Here is an 18,539-nt window from a genome sequence, read left to right as displayed (position 1 = left end):
GACCTTTAATAACAAGAATAAATTTTAGCTTTATTTGACTATTATCTAATTCAAAAAAGTTATTATTTATCTCTCCATAATTCTGATTCTTTTATTTGTACCATTATTCCATCGCCCTTTCAACTTCATCCTTATACAATTGAATAAAGGTATCCATAATTGTGTTATTTTTTAAATCTGTGAAATTAATATTACTTTCAAACTTTACACCATCATCGGTTTTATATAATGAATAATACATAATTTCATCACTTTCAGAACGTTTAACTTCAAAATATTTTGCGAAAATATAATCATGTGTAGTAAGAAAAATTTGTATCCCATTTTTTTGTAATTCCATTAGTATTTCTACTAAATCTGGAACAAACTTAGGATTAATATTGGCTTCCGGCTCATCCCATAGGAGAACACTACCCTCTGTTATATTTTCATTCATTAAAAGCTGCCATAATAAACCTATTTTCTTTAATCCTTCTGCTTCAACTGCAAAATTAATCATATCTCCATTATTTTTTTTCACATAAAATTCTTCATTTTCAATAACTACCTTACCCTCCATCATTTTTTCAAGAATTGGTAGTATCTTTAACGCAATCTTTGGAGGCTCTTTTAATTGCCACTGACTAGCTTTATTTATAATATCAATTAATGTTTTATCAAATGGAAATTCATTAAATTTGTCAGCCATTGATACAAATCCTTTAGAATGTGTAAGCATATCTTTTGCTGGAATAAATGTACAATTAATTTCTTCTGATGGATATGATATTTCATATGAGCACTCATCATCACTTCCAACTGTTGAATTTATTCCATTAATGCTCAAGTTTAATTTTCCCATTAAATATTGTTTATCTGACTTATTACTAATCTTTGAAGCTTTTACCTCTAAAAATAGTGGTTTAAGCTGCTTAATAAAAAAAACATTATTAACATTGACAGACTTAAAATACTTTGAAATATCATTTATATTTTTACTTTTAGAAATTTGAATATCTGCATAAATCGCTTTAAGCAATTGAGTTTTTCCCGTTCCATTTTCTCCAGTTATTATATTTATACCTTTTGAAAAATTAACTTTAAAATTTTTAAAAACTGTAAAATTTCTCAATTCAATACTTTCAATACTCACAATTGTATCTCTCCTTATCACCCATAAGGTATATAATTTCTTTTTTACATTATAACCCATAATTTACCTGTTTAAAATAAATTTAATAGTTTTTACTGAATCAAGCTATATCAATTAAATAATTCTCCCTTAAATGCTTTTTGCATTAACGAATTAAAGTTATCCTCCAGTTCTTTCAAACTCTTCTCCATTTCAAATTTCAATTTGTCGACTTGCTTAACAAAGTCTGCAAATTGATTTTGAAGTTCCATTGGTGGGAAAATCAACTCATAGCCTTTTACTAAATTAGTATTTAAATTAGGTTGATTTCCTCCTCTACCTAAATCTCTTAAATCATTATATAATAATCTTAATTGATACCATATAAAATCCATATTTTCATCTTCATTAGGTAATATTGCTGCACATGCTTGATTTGTAGTTGCCTCAATTCCAAGCTTTCCAGTCATTCCACGAGTTTTACCTTGACCATACATAGCAACTAATATTGTGTTTTTGGGCAACATATTAACCGAGCTATTATTAAATCCTTCTTCCGTAATATACTCTTCTGTTTCAGTGATTACATACTCTTTTAATTCTGTAGTTTTTACCCATGGAATACTTCCGTTTTCCCAATATACATTTTCTTTTCTACTTGGAGTTGCTCCAGTCTTAATTTGAAACTTATCTCCAATTGCTATCTTATCCCAACCTTTATTGTTTTTGATTGGATCCCCAAACATCTCGATAAATCTCGATTTGACTAATTCATCTAAATCTTCTATTTGAGCTTTTCTTTTGTCTATTAATTCTTTGGATTTGTCTAATACTTTTGCTACTTTTTCCTGAACCACTCTCTCAGGAATACAAATCTTCAATTTCTTTAAATCATTGACTGAAAAGCTGGCTTGATTTACAGACTTCTTAGTTATGCTTGGTAACTGATTTTTGAATAAAGGACTATTAAAATAATAATAAGCATATTTAGGATACAATATTTCTTTATTCGGTCTTAAGCATAATAAATTCATTCCATGTATTATATCCACATCTAAATTTTCAAATATAGCAGTTTTTCCTAGATGTTTCTCACTATTTATATGAGACATCAATATATCTCCATCTTTTAGTAGGTAATCTTCATAATTTCCTAATTCCTCAATACCTGCATACCCCATTCTATTCAAATCAATCCTTGAGTTTGCAATTGTTTCAATTCTTGTAATGGGATATCCTCCATCAAGTTCTCCCTGCTTTATACTTGCTCCATTTCTAATAAAAATAAAAACATCTTGTAATCCTTGCTCCATCTTATCACTTGCCTTCTATTATTCTTTCTAATTCATTTATTCCTTGAATTATCTCTTCTTCTAACCCCTTAATCCTTTGCAGAATCACACTAGGAGCCTCATACTCTACTTCCTCATACACAATTTCCTTATACTTATTTATAGATAAATCATAATCATTTTCTCTAATTTCTTTCACATCAACAAAGAAAGACTGCTCTGTTCTCTTCCTGTCTACTTCTTTGTCCAGATTATTAAATCTCTTAATAATGTCAGGGATATCATTATCCTCAATTGGATTTCTCTTATCATCCAAGCTGTAGCCATCAGCTTTCATGTCATAGAACCAAACCTTATCTGTTCCACCGGTGCCGGTTTTAGTAAATATCATTATAGCTGTTGATACTCCTGCATAGGGTTTAAACACTCCACTTGGCATGGATATTATAGCTTCGAGCTTATGATTATCAACGATTTCCTGTCTTATTGATTTATGTCCTCCTGTTGATCCAAATAGTACTCCATCCGGTACTATAGAAGCGCATCTTCCACCCGGCTTTAATATTCTTAAAAATAGGGCTAAGAATAACAGCTCGGTTTTCTTAGTCTTTGTTATTTTTAATAGATCTGCTGATACAGCTTCATAATCTAAGCTCCCTTTAAAAGGCGGATTTGCTAAAACTAAAGTATATTTCTCTTTATCTGTATTTGCCTCAGATAGTGAATCCCTATATTCTATGTTCGGATTATCAACACCATGTAGCATCATATTCATAGCACCAATTCTAAGCATTGTTCTATCCATATCAAAGCCATAGAACATATCATTATTAAAGTGCTCCTTTAAACTCTGAACTAAGAAAAGATCACTGTGGTTATCTCTTAAATATTGCTGCGCTGATACAAGGAAGCCTGCTGAGCCTGCGGCTGGGTCTACAATTATATCTTCTGGTTTTGGCTTCATTAGCTTAACCATCATATCAATTATGTGTCTTGGAGTTCTAAATTGTCCATTAGTTCCTGCCGTAGCAATCTTTGATAACAGGTATTCATACAAGTCTCCCTTTGTGTCTTGGTTTTCCATATTTAAGTTTGAAATACCATCCACTATCTTAGAAAGCATCAAAGGCGTTGGAATTTTAAATATAGCATCTCCCATATATTTTGCATAGGCAGAATCTTTCTTTCCATGAAGGTTTTTTATGAACGGAAAAACCTCTTCTGAAACTATTCTATACATTTCTCCTGCTTCTTCATTTTTAAACTTACTCCATCGTAAGTGCTGCTTATCATTTGGAAAAATCCCTTCATAATCTATCATTAAAAGTACTGCTTCATTTTCCTTTGTGGTTTCCATATCGTCTAATCCTTTGATAAATAAAAGGTATGTAAACTGTTCAATAACCTCTAGTGGGTTAGTAATTCCACCAGTCCAAAAGGTCTCCCATATTTTATCTACTTTACTTCTTAATTCGCCTGTAATCATGTTTTCCTCCTGATATTACATTACTATAAATTTATAAATCCTTTGCTCTCTATAGCTCTATTATACATCATATTTATAATTGCTTTCCACACCCTCTTACAATATTTGACTTGTGAACACATGTGAAAAAAGGGGCTTTCGCATTATCGATTTATAATCGCTAATGCGAAAGCCCAAATAATTAATGCCATCTCTCTCAAAATTTTTCATCAATTGGCCAAAAGGAGCATCTCCTGGCACATTCCTTTAGTGTTTCTATCCACATACTTATTTACCTCTTACAGTTATATTTACAAATTTATCAGCAAAAGGAACTAAGTTCAATTCATGTATACTTAAGTCCATCCTTTCATATAATCTTTTTTACTTGTTATAAATAGCACCACCGCAAAATGGACAACTATTTTTTTCCCACGCATGCTTCATTTTATTAATGTTAATAGGTTCTGAGCAGTTCTTACATGGAAATATTTCTCCATTTTTAACTCTAATACTCTGTATTATTCTATCTGGTTCATAAATATATCTACGTACTCTATCATGGATAACGTCATATTTTGTTACAAACTCAAATTTTTTATCTTTAGCATGTGAATCATAAGTACATGCATAATTTAATGCATAAATTGAAAGTTTATTTTTTATCTTTGTTTCTTTAGGAGGCACATGTCCCTTTCTAAAATGCAATAACCTATGATAAATTAATTCGGAGAAGAATTCATTAGAAATTACTTCCATATTATTTTTTGTTTCCTCAATTGCAAAATGGCTACATTTTTTTGACGAGCAGTATTCCTCTAGGTCCTTCCATATGCGCATTAAATTGTTGTCATCACGTATATTACTAATCTTTTTGTCACCATCATTCTTAATTGCATTAACTATCATATCTTCGCTTATATATTTAAACGGCCTTCCGGAATATACACCGTTAATCCTATAATTCTGAAACTCAGACCAACTAAAAAGTAGCATTGTCCCAAAATCTCTTGAGTTGCCCATTGAAGCTAGAACTAACATTTCTAGTTTTTTATCGCTATTGAATAGTACGCTATAGTCTAAATTTAACTCACCTAAGTAATGCTTTAATCTGTTATTAATAAAGTTTTTAAAATAATTAATACATATCTCCTTATCTGTTTTGGAATTCTCATATACTAAACTGTCATCTAGATTAATAAAATGTTGTAGGTCTGCCCCATTATCAAGACTATATAATCTTCCTCTATAAGGCACTATGCCCAACCAAAAGTAAATTGGTGTGTCAATCATTCTATCTATATAAAACGCTAAGAAATCCTGAGCCTGCTGATTATAATACAACTTCTCCCACTCATCAACGTAGAATGTAATTGACTCAAGCTTTAAAAGCTTGAGAGTATCTATTAATTGAGTCCTTACATCTTGTATATTTAAATAAGTAAGATATGTGTTATTCGTCGCCATTTTTTCGCTTACTTCATTAATTAAAGTAATTGTATTCTCAGCCGACATCTCGGAAGTACCTACATTTAACTTCGAAGCAATTTTATTTTTTATATCTAATAATTCCTTTTCAAATGATTCACTTTTTATAGTTCCCATTTCTAAATTAACATAAGTTTGGCTACCCTGCTTTATTATTTCTTTAAACATTCCTATCTTAATAATCGCTTTTTCTAAACTCCTAACTAATTCTTTTTGATTATTCTTAAATATTGACAGAAACTTTTTAAGGAATATCTCTTCTTGAAGTTGATGTATGATACCACTTAACTGTTTAATTAACTCATTATACAAAAACAAACTAAATACTCTGTTAAACTCTTCTTGATTAAATCTTTGAGGTAAATGAAGTCTTTTTACATTCAAGTAAATAACAATTGCTTTATTTTTACTTACATTTTCATTTATACTTTCTCTAGCTAATAAAAATAAATGTGTTTTTCCAGTACCTCTCAAGCCAGATATTATTCCACTGGATTTAGTTGAATATGAAATTAGGTTAGATAAATGGTTCTTATTATCCACATGTACTGCCTTAAGTTCATTTATTTTATCTTTAGATTCGTCTAAATCAAGTTCATAGTCAGCTCTTAAATCTGCAAAAGCTTTATTCATTCTTTCAATAAAATCAGCATCTTCAACGAATTCTTTTAATTCTTTCCTCATACGTACCCCCACCGTAAATTCATTATCACAATAATAACAAAAATATTCATACATTTCAATTTACTCCTATAAATTTGCTATAACTCAAGCTCTGTTATAAATCAGTTTTTAACAACTATGACATTTTATATACTATATAACAATAGACTTAAGAAAATAATAGTATCTATGTATTTTGCAAGTGTAATTTTTAGCGTTCTGCAAAGAATTTTTCAAGCACCCTTGTTTACATATATGTTAATTTATGGTTGAGTGTTGTATTCTGTAACTCCCCCCCTTGAAAAGAAGGAGATAACTATGGTGTATTATCCTATCAATGATCGCACTAGTAAGCCTTTCGTCATAGAAAATACTGTTCCATCTGCCGAATTCAAGATTAGTGGTTATGATTAAACTCCTACGTTCATAGCAATCCGAAATAACTTGGAATAAAAGCTGTGCTCCCTCAGCACTAAGGGGAAGATAGCCCCACTCATCACAAATAAGCAAATCACATTTTTCTATTGACTTAAAAAATCTTTTTAGTTCTCCAGATGCCTTAGCTTCTACAAGCTCATTAACAAGTGCGGCTGTCCTAAAAAATCTTACTCGTTTCCCCTTATTTATTACCTCTACTCCAATTGCGGTAGCAAGGTGAGTCTTGCCTGTACCTACACCACCGTAGAGGATAAGGTTTTCCCTTCTATCAATGAAATCTGCGTTTCTTATGCTCTCCAGAGGAAGTTTTTCTGGAATCTCTATATCCTTAAAACTGTAGTTTTCAAATGTTTTAATTACATCAAATTTAGCCTGTTTTAGGCATCTGTTGATTCTAGTAGTTTCTCCAAGGCTCTGGAAGCTCATTGTAAAAATCAGTATATTTTAATGCATTGGGTCTTCGTGCTAGTGTGGATAAGTATGGGATCCAGTTCATACTTTCTGCATTCTTGCAGTACAGCCTTCTATGTGTAACTACGTGGCCATATTTTTCATCAAGTATAATAACCTGAAATGCTGTAGCCTTGATGAGAACTTTCTTACCAGCTAACGCTGGAGAAGTAGAGTATGTATTGGTTTCAAATTTAACCTTGCCATAATTGTCTGCAGTTGCACTAAATATTCTATGTATTTCAAATCCTGCCGCCGGTAGAAGAAACATCTTCTTTAAGTCATCGTTAAAGAGCTCTTTTATAGTTACATCATTCTTATAGTGCTTTCTATCCATGTCATTATCGCAAATCTGCAAAAGTAACTTATTATAGTCATCAATGTTCTTGAAAGCGGGTATAGGCACAAATAAATTTCTTCTATGGTAACCTACCTTGTTCTCAACGTTACCTTTCTCATTACCACTTGCAGGGTTGCAAAAATTAACCTGGAATTTGTAGTGAGCGGCGAATCTTTCAAATTGTTGAGTAAGAGTTCGATCACCATCTTTATTTATACTTATCACTGCTGCAGATAAATTGTCAAACCAGATTTTATAAGGAACCCTCCCCACATGCTCAAAAATATTCTTCACCCCTTGAAGGAAACATTCCTGGTTCTGACCTCTAAAGATTTGCACATATCCTCCATTGCTATAAGGAAATGACATGTTTAAATAGTATCCGGTAAACTCTTCACCGTTTTCAATGAAAGTTGCCTCTCCAAAATCCACCTGAGCCTCACCGGCAGGATGGTTAAGCGGCAACGAGCCATCCTTTTTGCTAAACAGTTCTTTCTTTTTTGCAGAAACATAATACTGAACTGTTTTTAGTGACAGGTCAAGCCTATCGCCAAACACCTCTTCTAGCCTGTCATACACACGCTTCGCTGTATGACGTTGCTTTTTTGGTGCTGTCAAATCAGCCTCAAGCCATGAATCTATTAGTTCCTTATATTTATCTATTTTCAACTCATTTTTACTTCTTCGCTGTGGACTATGGTTGAAATCTTCCTTATCAACATACTTTTGCACAGTTGCAAATGCATGTCCTGTTATCCTGCTAATCTCCCTTAAACTTTTTCCTTCAAATTGACTTAGTTCTTTGATATAATGAATTCTATACATTGTTAACATCCTTTCATAACCTCCCCTATAGTCTCGACAACTTAGAGGATATATTATTTGAAGGTGCTTGACAATGTTTTTTATTTTTCCAGCAAACTGCTAGAGTTTTATTTTGTTCTATTTTCATTTTACACTAAACATTATTAGGTATTAAAATAAAAAAGAAACATAAATAGAATAATAATGTTGCAATACATATATTTATAATATATACTAAAATATGTAAATACGTATTTGTATAATAGTATATAAATTAATCTTATTGTTCTAAAAAATAGATGAGGTGATTTATGAAAAAGAAACGTTATGATTAAACCACAAAAACCAGTTATTCTTCATCCGTTAGGATGAGAAGACTACTTCTACTTCCGCTATTCTACAGTAGAAGTTACCGAAAAATTTAATAAAAAGGTAAAAAACAAATTGGCTAAAGCGACTTCTCCTTTCTTAAGGAGCTGCGCTAGCAGCTTTTTAAAATTATAGGCTGCGATTTTAAATCCAACCCATAATTTTGAGCGCAAAAGTCCCCTGACGGGCATGGTGTCAATTCTATACCTTCTTCTAAGTACAGAAGGTATACCCTCAACACCTGCTCGCTGATTCGTAAGTTCTATATATTCTGGCAGAGACATTTTAGCCCTTTGAAGGTCTTTATTGTATCTTTTTTCGCTAACACGTACAATGTTAAACTCCTTTTGTTGTTTAATCGGGCATTGGTCTCTAAGGGGACATTTTTCACAATCCGACTTTTTAAACTTAGCACTATATGATTTTGAGCTGTTATAAGACTCGACGGGCTCATTACCACTCGGACATTTGCTTATTACATTTTTATCTTTATCCACAGCAAAATCAGAGTAAGGCAATTTATCTGTGGATGGTTTTCTTCCAACAAGTTCTCCTGGTATTAGTTCGATACCTTTTTCTAAAGCAGATTCAGCTTTTTCTTGTTCATGGTAAGCACCATCGATTATAACTTGTACTTTATCTTCATCACTTTTCTTAGAAGCGATAGCTTCAATAACATCATCAGAAAAGCTTGAATCGCTGTAGATATTAGGTTTTAGATCTTAATTTGTGATAATACCACCTGTAACATCATTAAAAGCTTCAACCACATTTACAACATAACCAGTATTGTCACCATATTTTTTTCTGTATGTTGCATCAGGATCTGTTGGATTTTGAAGACTTGTTGAAGATATATCTTTACCTGCTTTCCCAGTAATATTATTGTTTGAGTCTTTATCGGTATGATCTCCAAGCATTCTAATAAGAAGCTGATAACTATCCAAATCAGTTACTGTTTCTCCAGCTTGTGAACAGACTTCAAGTAGAGCCAGGGAATGTTTTAGAAGCATTGAAAGCTTAGAATCAGCTTGTGAATCCTGAGTTCTGTATATTGTGTCGTTTTTATGACCTTTTTCAAGATAAACAAGGCAATCTTGAGGAATGAGCGATTCATTTACTTCCTTTAACTCCTTAATAAATCTGCTGTTAACAGAGTAAATTAGCTCTAATCGGCTAAGCTTTTTACAGGAAGAACTAACCATAAGCGAATCAACTCTAACCTTTTTATTATCAATGCAAAGAAAATTAGCCGAAGCTTCAGCTAACGCTTCAACTTCTAATTTAATTAAGTCTATTTCAGTAGATTACTCATAGTCAATAACCCTATTTCTGAAATTGGTTAAAGTATTGATGGATACTGGTTGTTTATCATAATTAGTTGTACAAAGGGCGTACTGGTATCTTTTATCAAAATGAAGTGAGCCTATGAGCTCTTCATCAGACTGTTGAAATATTTCTTTTATCATAAGAAGGCCTATAATCACATTAACAGGAGTATTAGGTCTTGAAGCTTGATCACAACTATAAATTACAGAAAAACGGTCCTCATTTATTAGAGGGAAAATCTGATCCCTAAAAGCTTGAGCCCAACTTTTCTTTAGAATATCTTGAAGATATTTTGGCATTTGAGCAATAGGGTCTAATAATGAAGTTTGTTGAACGTTATTTCTGCAAAACATAGTAAAATCTCCTTTGTGATAATATTATTATTTTTATAGGTACATTTGGCCCCGGGTCAAATGACCAAATACTATTATATCATGAGGTGCTACGCTTGGGAATTATTACTAGCTTTTTGTGGGATAATCATCTTAATAATAAGCTGATGGAATAATCTGCTTATATCATCAATCAATCTATCATTTATTGAAGTATCATACTTTATTTATTATAAATAAATCTAAAGGAGTCTTGTATATGAAAAAAAACAGAAAAATAATTATGATATTAACTTTTTTATTTGTCTTTGTAACCATATTTTCTAATATTAGAGTACAAGCACAGGAGAATCATAAGAAAATCAAAGTAAACACAAAACTATCAGTTAATAGTGAGATTTTGTCCAAATCTCAAATGGGTGATGAAAAGCAGCATTTAGAAGATGCACATTTTAATAAGTTTAAATCTAAAATTGATAAAGTAACCTCTTTAAAAATGAATCTAGACATTATACCTGGAGATGAATGTAATTCAGTTAGCGGACAGAGTGTTCTACATATCGGTAAAGAAAATTACTCATTCACTGTAGAAGGAAACTTAGATACATTCAATATAAATAATAAAACTGTATTTTATGGTCCTGTATTCGGAAAGCTTAAGAACAAGCAAAAAGAAGATAGTACAATAATAGGATTATATTATGATCCATCTACCGATACCACAATTGCTTCTCTTAGCGTAGGAGATTTAAGTAAAGATGGTGTTACTTTATGTTATTCGGCGAAAAGAATACAGACTATTCAGACTTAATAGCACAAATGAACTCGAATATTAGTAACAATAGTATAGTCAATAATGGCATAAATAATTCTAAAGATAAGGTTGAAGGTTTATTAGCTCATTCAGCATCCACGTATACTACTATGAATTCAGCTTTGGGAGACTATACTTATGTCAATTCAGCATCAAGTAAATGGCTTTCAAATAAAGATGGTTACTATCAGATAATTGATTCTCCTCCAAATTCAGAAATATTAAATTATACTGGTAAGTACATGATTATATTAGAAACTTATAAGGGAGATTTAGATAATAGTGTTATTAACAGGGTATGGACAAACTCTTCTGCAGTGAAATCATTCATAGGTGCACAAAATGCAGGCGTATATTCAATTTATACGTGGTTTGGATCTGACAGAGGAAATATAAATATATATAATGTAGGTCCAGCAAATGGTAACTCCATTAAAATCCCATCATATCTTGATTATGTAGCGAAATTTTTAAAAGCTAATGGTTATTGGACATATATAAAGTCAATTATGAATTGGTACTTTGCAAATAGTGTTGATGTCGGAACAATAGACGAGTTTCGTAAAACACAAAACGGGAGAATTTATCAAGACGGTAAATTTATACGACGAGTTGATAAACAAGCAGATGTCATATACGAACCAACAGATTTAACATCTTTTGCTCAGAATAACGGAGGAGCTAGCTTCAATTTTGACTATAACTCTTATGGAACTTCTAAATCTTTGACAAGTGGAGCACAAGTTGTTTATACTGTTTTCCATGATGGATACAATGCTTTTTTATGGTCGGATAAGGTATATAACAGCTGGACTCAATAAATGTATATTACTTTCTAATATATAAATATTAATATCTTGCAACACTTTAATATTATCAGGATATAAACAAATCATATTTTATAAAGGCAAATTATCTAATTGTATTGAGGTGGAACACTATGAAAAAATCATACACGATAATTTTGATAATTCTCATTCTACTCTTCGCTATCTTAGCCTTACGCTACCATCGAAGTGATACTGATTCATATTCCGGTGTCACTAAAATAGAAATAAAAAAAATTATTCCAGGAGATACAGATATATTCGACGAACAGAAAATGACTACGATAAAGTCATGGACATTTTCCGATGAAGAATCGATAAAAGTTATATTTAATAAGTATACAATTGGACTTTTTGAACCACTACGTCCCAAAGTATCTGGTAGTGAATATGACCCATACTATTTAAAAATCCTATATGATGATGGATCATTTGAGGAATGGATCTTATGGCTTGATAAGGAATTTGAGAAAGATGGTTCTGCTGAGAATAAATCAAATAGATTCAAATACAAGCTAATAGATAAAAAGTATGTTCGTGAAATTGGCAAATTACTAGATCAATAAAAGTCTGAAAATTGGATTTATGTCAATATAGTAGACACAAAAACTCAAACTTTTATGCAGTTTTTCTTAAGGCTTCTTCAAGCTGTTGAGGTGTCATATAAACGATACTGCTATGAAGCCTTTTTCTATTGTACCAGGATTCTATGTATTCAAATATAGCTATCCTTGCAGCATCAAAGTCATAGTATGCAGCGAGAACGTCCATAGGTTTGTGTAAAATAGAAAAGACATGCTATTCTTTATTTGGGAATTATTACTGAGGTAAAACTCAGTAATAATTTTAATTTTTTGGGGAATTACTAAAAATAGATAGTGTAGCCTTTTGTTGATATTATTTTGTGCAATATTTTTATTATTATACATAAATATTCTAAATAGTACAGGCTTCTCAATTACAGATATTGTTCAAGCCTTTCATCAAACCGTATACTAAGTTGTGCCAGTGTGCTGGCCCAATTCTGGATAGGTGCGGTCCATTTAAGCATTATCTGCTCCGTGGCAAGATATAGAGCCTTTATAAGAGAATCATCAGTAGGAAATACTGTCCGAATCTTTGTAAACTTTCTAAGTTGTCTATTAAAACCTTCCAATGCATTGGTCGTATAGATTATCTTTCGTATTTCCGGTGGAAAATCAAAGTAAGTAGACAAGTTCTCCCAATTGTTTTTCCATGATTGTATAACTATTGGATACTTATCTCCCCACTTTTCCTCTAGCACTTGCAATGACTGAACTGCCATTGACTCATTTACGGCTTGGTACACAGTCTTTAAATCCTTCAAAAAGGCGTTCATATCCTTTGAGGGGATATACTTTATAGAGTTTCTTATCTGATGTACTATGCAGTTCTGAATATTAACTACTGGGAAAACAGCTTTAATTGCATCTGGAAGCCCTTTAAGACCATCCATACAGGCTATGAATATATCCTGAACCCCTCTGTTTTTCAAGTCATTACAAACTGATAACCAGAATTTTGCTCCCTCGTGTTCACCAATCCATATTCCAAGAATGTCCTTACAGCCCTTCAAATCTAGGGCCATACAAACATAGGCTGCTTTAGTAATTATTCTATGATCCTCCCTTACTTTAAAATGAACAGCATCCATGTATACTATGGGATACAGCGGATCTAGGGCCCTGTTCTGCCAGGCAACAACTGTATCCATTACTTTATCAGTGATCTTAGAAATCATTGCTGGGGAAATATCTACCCCGTACAGTTCATCTATTTCTGATTTAATGTCATCCACAGACATACCTCTAGCATAAAGGCCTATAACCTTCTTATCAAGCTCATTGCACACAGTTTCATATTTTCTGACTATCTTTGGCTCAAATTCTGCTTTTCTGTCTCTTGGAACATCTACTGCAACTTCTCCAAAGCTAGTTTTTATATTCTTTGAACTATACCCATTCCTATAATTTTTATCAACATCCTCTTGTCTCTCATACTTTTTTCGGCTAAGGTGTTCCTCCATCTCTGCCTCTAGAAACTGCTGTATTATCCCTCCAAACAATCTCTGCATTAATCCATTCTTGCCAACAAGGTCCTCCATGTTCTTACATTTACTCAATTCCTTATTCAAATCTATATCTGGTAATTCTAATAGGTTCATTTTTTATACTCCTCTCAAAAATATTTTATAGTTATTATTTCCACAATTACCAGCTACACATACATAAAAAGAGCATACATAGATTTGATTTACACAAATCTATGTATGCTCCCATCTTGTGTATTACTCCTAAACCATTATTGATTCCAGGCCTCATCATCACATGCCTTTTGGCAGGAACTTTAGCTAGCTTATTCATGATGATCATAAATGTAACCTTTATGACGAAAATAGACAAGGACTATGTGGCTAGAGTAGGTGGCTTATACAATTCAATTGCTATGTGCTCAATCCCTTTAGCCTCTATGATTGTTTCCGCAATTGCTCCATTTACATCTATTTCATTCTTATTTGTGCTCTGCGGCATATTCACTATAGTTCTATTTTTGGCACAAATATTCAATAAACCTTTAAAAAGCATGTAAGGGAATCCTATTTTAATTCTTTGCTTTTACTTCAGTGTTTATTATTTGCTCCTATATACCTTGGTGGAGCAAAATAATAAAAGCAGGGCCCTTATCCTTGTGGTGGATAAGGATGTCCTGCTTACACAATCAATTTAGGAATTAACTTTACTTCCAGAATTGCCACCATTTCTTATCCCCCGGCAATGGCACATGTCTTAATCGCTCTCTAGATTTAAGCAGCTTTTCAACATTCTCTATTACTTCGATATAATCAATTGTTTCCTCTGATTCTGGATCGACCCAATCTAGTGTTTTCTCTTCCGAATCTATATCTATATATTTAGCATCGGAAAATGCTGACTTAATAAAGAATATACCTAGCTTTAACAAACCGGCCCTGGTAGCCTGAATGTACCTTAAGTGTCCATGACCGTTAAATCCACCACTATCGTATTATAAAAAGTGTTGAATATCCTCACCTCTCCGTTGGAATAACCGTTACATTAGGAAATTTTTTTCGTATATCCATACTATAATAAAGGTTTTTGTTTATATAAAGCTCCTTTAAACTCTTCATACTTGACATTGAATTAGGTAATTCACTAATATTATTGCCGCTTAAATCTAATACCTTTAAGTTATTTAGGTGTCCTATTTCATCCGGCAGCTTTTTTATCTTATTACTACTTAAGTTTAATATCTCAAGACTCTTTAAATTACCTATGGAAGCTGGCACAGCTTCAAGTTTGTTGGAATATAAGATTAATTCTTTAAGATTTTTTAGGTTTCCTATGGTTTCCGGAATTTCTTTTAGCTGATTATTATATAAATCTAATTTTTTTAACCCCTCTATATTTCCAATAGATTTAGGCAGTTTCTTAAGCTTATTTGACCAAATCGATAAATCTTCTAATTCCTTTAATTCACAAATATATTCTGAAACTGATTCAATACAATTGTAACTTATCCATAACCTTTTTAGTTTTTTAAACCTTCTTATTTCATTTGGTATTTGTTTAAGTTTATTAGATGAAATATTTAAAAACTCCAAATTCTCAAAGCCTAGTGTGGCATTTTGTTTTCTTATAAGATATTCTATCTTGTTAAATAAAGATATACTTTTTCCCCAATATTCAATTTCATTCGCTGCTAATTCAAGAACCTTAAGATTTTTTAGGCCACTAATTATGAAAGGTATAAGTCCTAATTTATTATGATTTAGATTTAGTTTTTCAATCTTCTGTAACTTAAGAATTTTGGGCGTAACATTAGTTAAATTGTTGTAAGTAAGATTTAATTCAGTCAAATTTGTACATCCAAAGACATGTTCAGGTATCATGGTAAGCTTCTTACCATGATAATTTAATGCCTGGACATTTTGCGGACTACTCGAAGGCATACCAGGGTCATTAACTATTACGCCTGGATATAAACATGAATCTAACCAATGCTCATACCAATCATAAAAACCTATACTCGAAGTCCTTGCTGTTGGTAACAAACAGTCATATTTGTTTTCAAACCTTTCTATTTCTGATATATCTACTTTTTTGGAAATATACCTATGCTCTTTAGACCCAAAGATAGAAAAGTCTTTATCCAATGACTTTAATAAATCAAGTTTACTTTTTATAATTGCTATTCTTGAATTCATATCTATAAATCTCCCCTAACCTTCTCTATTCAAAACCACCTCATACCTACTCAACCTTGCAATAAAATAAAGCCCTACATATGCAAGCACCAAAAACATCCCAAAAGTGATTGTAAAAGCCACAGAGTGCCTATTCAAACTTCCCAAAACACTCTTTATTAAGCCCACCGGATTTTCAATGATATCCCAAGTGTTCCACCTAATAAACCTTCCAAGATATATGCCAAAGCTACTTAATAATAAGGTACCTATCACCATCAGCCATCCAGTGAACTTATTAAGCCTAACAGCCACTAATTTTTGAACCGTATAAAGAGAAACAAAACCTAGCAAAAACCCTGTAAATATAAATAGTGAGAACATCACAAAATCATACCACACTATGAAGTTCATATTGTAGCCACCCATAAAAGAGAAAAATCTCATTCTGCTGAAATGAATATAGTCTGTTATTAAGTAGGGTGCATTTGGGTAAAAGAATAGCCATATAGCTCCACTACCAAAAAGCATCAGTTTTTTTAATCCACCGGATTTATAGTATCTGCAAATATAATCTATGAGCAGAGCCATCGTAAAAGGTATCCAGGCAAGAAAAAGATTCCAAATCAGAAACAAAAAACTTGTCTCCCCTGTATAAAGCACTCGAACTATGGCCATTACACATCCTGCAAAGGATAAAATCAGAAATACCCCTAAAATACCAGCAATATGCTTCTGAGCTGCTAACTTGTTGTAAAAACTCATTTACTACCTCCACAATAGTGTTTTGATTTACTAATATCATATCATAAAATTGATTTGTTACCAAATTATTGTAAAAAAGAACGATCCACATTAAATGCATTAATGTGTTTTATCTCCCAGGGCTATTGGTGATTCATTTCACTATAGCTAGGGGGTGGTATTGGATATGCTAGAAACACTTCTAAAATGTGTTACTGTAGTGTACATAATTAGATTAGTTTTACAACACAATCTGTTTGTGTATCATCTAAAGATCGAAATTAGATTTATAGGACTCAACATAGAAGCAAAAAGCAAAGAAAAAAGTGCTCCATCCCGCAAAGATTAGCACTTTTCTCTACTTAACTATTCACGTTAAAATCTAATAGCCCTAAAACAAAATAAATGTTCTAGGTATGCTTAGTGTTGGTAGCACTAAGCATTTCTTATTTATATTATATCAAATTTATATAAAAAATAAACAAATAATTTTTATGAGAATACCAAACTGAGTATTTGGTATCCTCGGTCTTACCTATTACTAGCACCCAGTTCCATCAATGGAGCAAACATTCTTAACCGGTTGTGGTTTTTCTTCATCAATATAATCAAAAATATCAAGGGTCTTTCTCCCATCCTCTAAAATAAAGAATGGAATTCCGATTCTGCCTTCGCTAATAACTTCTTTAAACAATTCATCATTATCGCGATATGCCAAGAACTCCTTTAATGTTCTTGTGCTTTCGGTAATATTTTTGTATTCCAACTGGATATCTTCTCTTTTCTCCAAGATGGCTTTTGCTTCAACACAGTCTGGGCAAATTGCTGCTCCGTACATAGTTATTTTCATTATGTTCTCCTCCTATAGATCTATATATTTTCAGCAGTCTGTCTTTAGTATTACCTGACCACTCTATTTATAAAAGATTATATCACACTTGCCTTGTTGAATATATAAATAAGTTTGTCTTGGGTTAAACTTCCACTTATCCTACTGCCGGATAAAACTATATAGGCAATTCATTAAAAAATTTCATAATAATTACATAAATTTCAACTGTAGCTTTTGCAGCAGAAAAGACTGTTTTGGATTATAACTTTAATGATGGAAAGGCTGCCGGCTGGGTAGAATATAGCCAAGATGCAGGAAGAACCATGCTATTTACTGATGGTGCTTACACAGCTCCTGCTGACACAAGCATTAAAACTGTGGTTGGCGAAAACATAAGCGATTGTACTATTGAAGTTGATGTAAAGGTTTTAAGCGGTATAGCAAACTCCGGAGTAATTTTTAGGGTAACCAATCCAAAGGCTGAGAATGGTGACTTTTTCAATGGTTATACAGTAGGTATAAATGACATCGGTGGCGGTGAAGACGGAACTGTCTACATTGGTAGGTTTGATCAGTCCTGGAATGAAATAGGCAGAAGTGAGGTTATTCCTGGTTTATTGAAGGATAAAACTGCACATTTAAAGGTTGTTGTAAAGGGATCAGACATCACTGTTTATGCAGATAGCAGCAAAGAACCGGTGGTTACTGCAAAAGATGATAAATATGCTTCCGGAGCTGTTGGTGTAAGATCACACTTTGCATCTGTAAGCTTCGATAACTTCCCTGTAAAAACTGAAGCTGCAGGAGAAACTGGTACAAGCGTTGTCTCTAGCAACCCAAAAACCGGTGATGCAGGTGTACTAGGCGTAACAGTAGTAGCCGGTCTTTCAGGCCTTTCCAGCCTTGTACTTCTCAGAAAGAAGTCAAGATAAACATAATATAGTAACAGCAACTAAAAAAATCACAGATGCACCTAAGAAAGGGCATCTGTGATTTTTAATTATACATATCTTGTA

At 32.4% G+C, this 18,539-nt stretch carries 21 protein-coding genes; 5 read left to right on the top strand and 16 right to left on the bottom strand.

Going from position 1 to position 18,539, the window contains the following annotated elements; translation table 11 throughout:
• Window positions 1-103: 103 nt before the first annotated feature.
• From FHY60_RS02130 to FHY60_RS02090, 9 genes are all read right to left on the bottom strand, one after another.
• Window positions 104-1,132, bottom strand: a complete 1,029-nt coding sequence (locus tag FHY60_RS02130) for an AAA family ATPase (RefSeq protein WP_139902859.1) — start codon at window positions 1,130-1,132, stop codon at window positions 104-106.
• A gap of 110 nt (window positions 1,133-1,242) precedes the next feature.
• Window positions 1,243-2,424: a restriction endonuclease subunit S gene (locus FHY60_RS02125; protein WP_139902856.1), complete on the bottom strand. Its 1,182-nt coding sequence runs from the start codon at window positions 2,422-2,424 to the stop codon at window positions 1,243-1,245.
• Between the two features lie 4 nt (window positions 2,425-2,428).
• Window positions 2,429-3,889: a type I restriction-modification system subunit M gene (locus tag FHY60_RS02120; RefSeq protein WP_139902853.1), complete on the bottom strand. Its 1,461-nt coding sequence runs from the start codon at window positions 3,887-3,889 to the stop codon at window positions 2,429-2,431.
• A gap of 363 nt (window positions 3,890-4,252) precedes the next feature.
• The gene (locus FHY60_RS02115; protein ID WP_139902850.1) at window positions 4,253-6,040 is read right to left on the bottom strand and encodes a hypothetical protein; all 1,788 of its coding nucleotides are present in this window, start codon (window positions 6,038-6,040) and stop codon (window positions 4,253-4,255) included.
• A 237-nt stretch (window positions 6,041-6,277) separates the two neighbouring features.
• Window positions 6,278-6,883 (bottom strand): IS21-like element helper ATPase IstB, encoded by a 606-nt coding sequence (gene istB, locus FHY60_RS02110; protein ID WP_139902847.1) that lies wholly within the window; start codon window positions 6,881-6,883, stop codon window positions 6,278-6,280.
• Window positions 6,852-8,081, bottom strand: coding sequence for an IS21 family transposase (gene istA, locus FHY60_RS02105; protein WP_139902844.1), 1,230 nt, complete (start codon window positions 8,079-8,081; stop codon window positions 6,852-6,854). The genes istB and istA overlap by 32 nt, the downstream gene beginning before the upstream one ends.
• Before the next feature lie 362 nt (window positions 8,082-8,443).
• Window positions 8,444-8,938: a transposase gene (locus tag FHY60_RS02100; RefSeq protein WP_180375454.1), complete on the bottom strand. Its 495-nt coding sequence runs from the start codon at window positions 8,936-8,938 to the stop codon at window positions 8,444-8,446.
• 204 nt (window positions 8,939-9,142) lie between these two features.
• On the bottom strand, window positions 9,143-9,625 hold the full coding sequence (locus FHY60_RS02095; RefSeq protein WP_139902841.1) for a hypothetical protein: 483 nt from the start codon (window positions 9,623-9,625) through the stop codon (window positions 9,143-9,145).
• Between the two features lie 102 nt (window positions 9,626-9,727).
• On the bottom strand, window positions 9,728-10,102 hold the full coding sequence (locus tag FHY60_RS02090; protein WP_139902839.1) for a transposase: 375 nt from the start codon (window positions 10,100-10,102) through the stop codon (window positions 9,728-9,730).
• A gap of 238 nt (window positions 10,103-10,340) precedes the next feature.
• Between FHY60_RS02090 and FHY60_RS02085 the strand changes: the two genes are divergently transcribed.
• From FHY60_RS02085 to FHY60_RS02075, 3 genes are all read left to right on the top strand, one after another.
• Window positions 10,341-10,892, top strand: coding sequence for a hypothetical protein (locus FHY60_RS02085; protein WP_139902837.1), 552 nt, complete (start codon window positions 10,341-10,343; stop codon window positions 10,890-10,892).
• Between the two features lie 113 nt (window positions 10,893-11,005).
• On the top strand, window positions 11,006-11,716 hold the full coding sequence (locus FHY60_RS02080) for a hypothetical protein (RefSeq protein ID WP_180375453.1): 711 nt from the start codon (window positions 11,006-11,008) through the stop codon (window positions 11,714-11,716).
• Between the two features lie 119 nt (window positions 11,717-11,835).
• Complete coding sequence (locus FHY60_RS02075; protein ID WP_139902833.1) at window positions 11,836-12,288, top strand: hypothetical protein; 453 nt, start codon at window positions 11,836-11,838, stop codon at window positions 12,286-12,288.
• Between the two features lie 52 nt (window positions 12,289-12,340).
• Here the strand turns inward: FHY60_RS02075 and FHY60_RS02070 are convergent, their stop codons facing one another.
• The 6 genes from FHY60_RS02070 to FHY60_RS02045 form a co-directional block, all read right to left on the bottom strand.
• On the bottom strand, window positions 12,341-12,508 hold the full coding sequence (locus FHY60_RS02070; protein WP_279230464.1) for an IS3 family transposase: 168 nt from the start codon (window positions 12,506-12,508) through the stop codon (window positions 12,341-12,343).
• 172 nt (window positions 12,509-12,680) lie between these two features.
• A complete protein-coding gene (locus FHY60_RS02065) occupies window positions 12,681-13,907 on the bottom strand; it encodes an IS256 family transposase (RefSeq protein WP_139902829.1) in 1,227 nt (408 codons plus the stop codon).
• 241 nt (window positions 13,908-14,148) lie between these two features.
• Complete coding sequence (locus FHY60_RS02060; protein ID WP_139902828.1) at window positions 14,149-14,328, bottom strand: hypothetical protein; 180 nt, start codon at window positions 14,326-14,328, stop codon at window positions 14,149-14,151.
• A 151-nt stretch (window positions 14,329-14,479) separates the two neighbouring features.
• On the bottom strand, window positions 14,480-14,704 hold the full coding sequence (locus tag FHY60_RS02055; RefSeq protein ID WP_139902826.1) for a hypothetical protein: 225 nt from the start codon (window positions 14,702-14,704) through the stop codon (window positions 14,480-14,482).
• Between the two features lie 85 nt (window positions 14,705-14,789).
• Window positions 14,790-15,968, bottom strand: a complete 1,179-nt coding sequence (locus FHY60_RS02050) for a leucine-rich repeat domain-containing protein (protein WP_139902824.1) — start codon at window positions 15,966-15,968, stop codon at window positions 14,790-14,792.
• 15 nt (window positions 15,969-15,983) lie between these two features.
• Window positions 15,984-16,712 carry a DUF1361 domain-containing protein gene (locus FHY60_RS02045; protein WP_139902823.1) on the bottom strand — a complete coding sequence of 243 codons (729 nt, stop codon included), beginning with the start codon at window positions 16,710-16,712 and terminating at the stop codon, window positions 15,984-15,986.
• A 166-nt stretch (window positions 16,713-16,878) separates the two neighbouring features.
• Between FHY60_RS02045 and FHY60_RS17715 the strand changes: the two genes are divergently transcribed.
• Window positions 16,879-17,040, top strand: a complete 162-nt coding sequence (locus FHY60_RS17715) for a hypothetical protein (protein ID WP_163215919.1) — start codon at window positions 16,879-16,881, stop codon at window positions 17,038-17,040.
• A gap of 192 nt (window positions 17,041-17,232) precedes the next feature.
• Here FHY60_RS17715 and FHY60_RS02040 read toward each other — a convergent pair whose 3' ends face one another.
• Window positions 17,233-17,541 carry a glutaredoxin gene (locus FHY60_RS02040; RefSeq protein ID WP_139902821.1) on the bottom strand — a complete coding sequence of 103 codons (309 nt, stop codon included), beginning with the start codon at window positions 17,539-17,541 and terminating at the stop codon, window positions 17,233-17,235.
• A gap of 236 nt (window positions 17,542-17,777) precedes the next feature.
• On the opposite strand from FHY60_RS02040, the gene FHY60_RS02035 reads away from it, so the two are divergent.
• The gene (locus FHY60_RS02035; protein ID WP_139902818.1) at window positions 17,778-18,455 is read left to right on the top strand and encodes a 3-keto-alpha-glucoside-1,2-lyase-like domain-containing protein; all 678 of its coding nucleotides are present in this window, start codon (window positions 17,778-17,780) and stop codon (window positions 18,453-18,455) included.
• Window positions 18,456-18,539: the final 84 nt, after the last annotated feature.

It is taken from the genome of Clostridium thermarum, from assembly GCF_006351925.1.
In the GTDB taxonomy this organism is placed as follows: Bacteria; Bacillota; Clostridia; order Clostridiales; family Clostridiaceae; genus Clostridium_AU; species Clostridium_AU thermarum.
This window is presented reverse-complemented; position numbering and strand designations above follow the sequence as displayed.

Excerpts from the sequence above, each read along its gene's own strand:
- FHY60_RS02125 (WP_139902856.1), bottom strand. The coding sequence starts at position 2,424 with ATGGAGCAAGGATTACAAGATGTTTTTATTTTTATTAGAAATGGAGCA.
- FHY60_RS02120 (WP_139902853.1), bottom strand. The coding sequence starts at position 3,889 with ATGATTACAGGCGAATTAAGAAGTAAAGTAGATAAAATATGGGAGACC.
- FHY60_RS02115 (WP_139902850.1), bottom strand. The coding sequence starts at position 6,040 with ATGAGGAAAGAATTAAAAGAATTCGTTGAAGATGCTGATTTTATTGAA.
- istB (WP_139902847.1), bottom strand. The coding sequence starts at position 6,883 with ATGAGCTTCCAGAGCCTTGGAGAAACTACTAGAATCAACAGATGCCTA.
- istA (WP_139902844.1), bottom strand. The coding sequence starts at position 8,081 with ATGTTAACAATGTATAGAATTCATTATATCAAAGAACTAAGTCAATTT.
- FHY60_RS02095 (WP_139902841.1), bottom strand. The coding sequence starts at position 9,625 with ATGGTTAGTTCTTCCTGTAAAAAGCTTAGCCGATTAGAGCTAATTTAC.
- FHY60_RS02090 (WP_139902839.1), bottom strand. The coding sequence starts at position 10,102 with ATGTTTTGCAGAAATAACGTTCAACAAACTTCATTATTAGACCCTATT.
- FHY60_RS02085 (WP_139902837.1), top strand. The coding sequence starts at position 10,341 with ATGAAAAAAAACAGAAAAATAATTATGATATTAACTTTTTTATTTGTC.
- FHY60_RS02080 (WP_180375453.1), top strand. The coding sequence starts at position 11,006 with ATGAATTCAGCTTTGGGAGACTATACTTATGTCAATTCAGCATCAAGT.
- FHY60_RS02075 (WP_139902833.1), top strand. The coding sequence starts at position 11,836 with ATGAAAAAATCATACACGATAATTTTGATAATTCTCATTCTACTCTTC.
- FHY60_RS02065 (WP_139902829.1), bottom strand. The coding sequence starts at position 13,907 with ATGAACCTATTAGAATTACCAGATATAGATTTGAATAAGGAATTGAGT.
- FHY60_RS02060 (WP_139902828.1), bottom strand. The coding sequence starts at position 14,328 with ATGCTTTTTAAAGGTTTATTGAATATTTGTGCCAAAAATAGAACTATA.
- FHY60_RS02050 (WP_139902824.1), bottom strand. The coding sequence starts at position 15,968 with ATGAATTCAAGAATAGCAATTATAAAAAGTAAACTTGATTTATTAAAG.
- FHY60_RS02045 (WP_139902823.1), bottom strand. The coding sequence starts at position 16,712 with ATGAGTTTTTACAACAAGTTAGCAGCTCAGAAGCATATTGCTGGTATT.
- FHY60_RS17715 (WP_163215919.1), top strand. The coding sequence starts at position 16,879 with ATGCTAGAAACACTTCTAAAATGTGTTACTGTAGTGTACATAATTAGA.
- FHY60_RS02040 (WP_139902821.1), bottom strand. The coding sequence starts at position 17,541 with ATGAAAATAACTATGTACGGAGCAGCAATTTGCCCAGACTGTGTTGAA.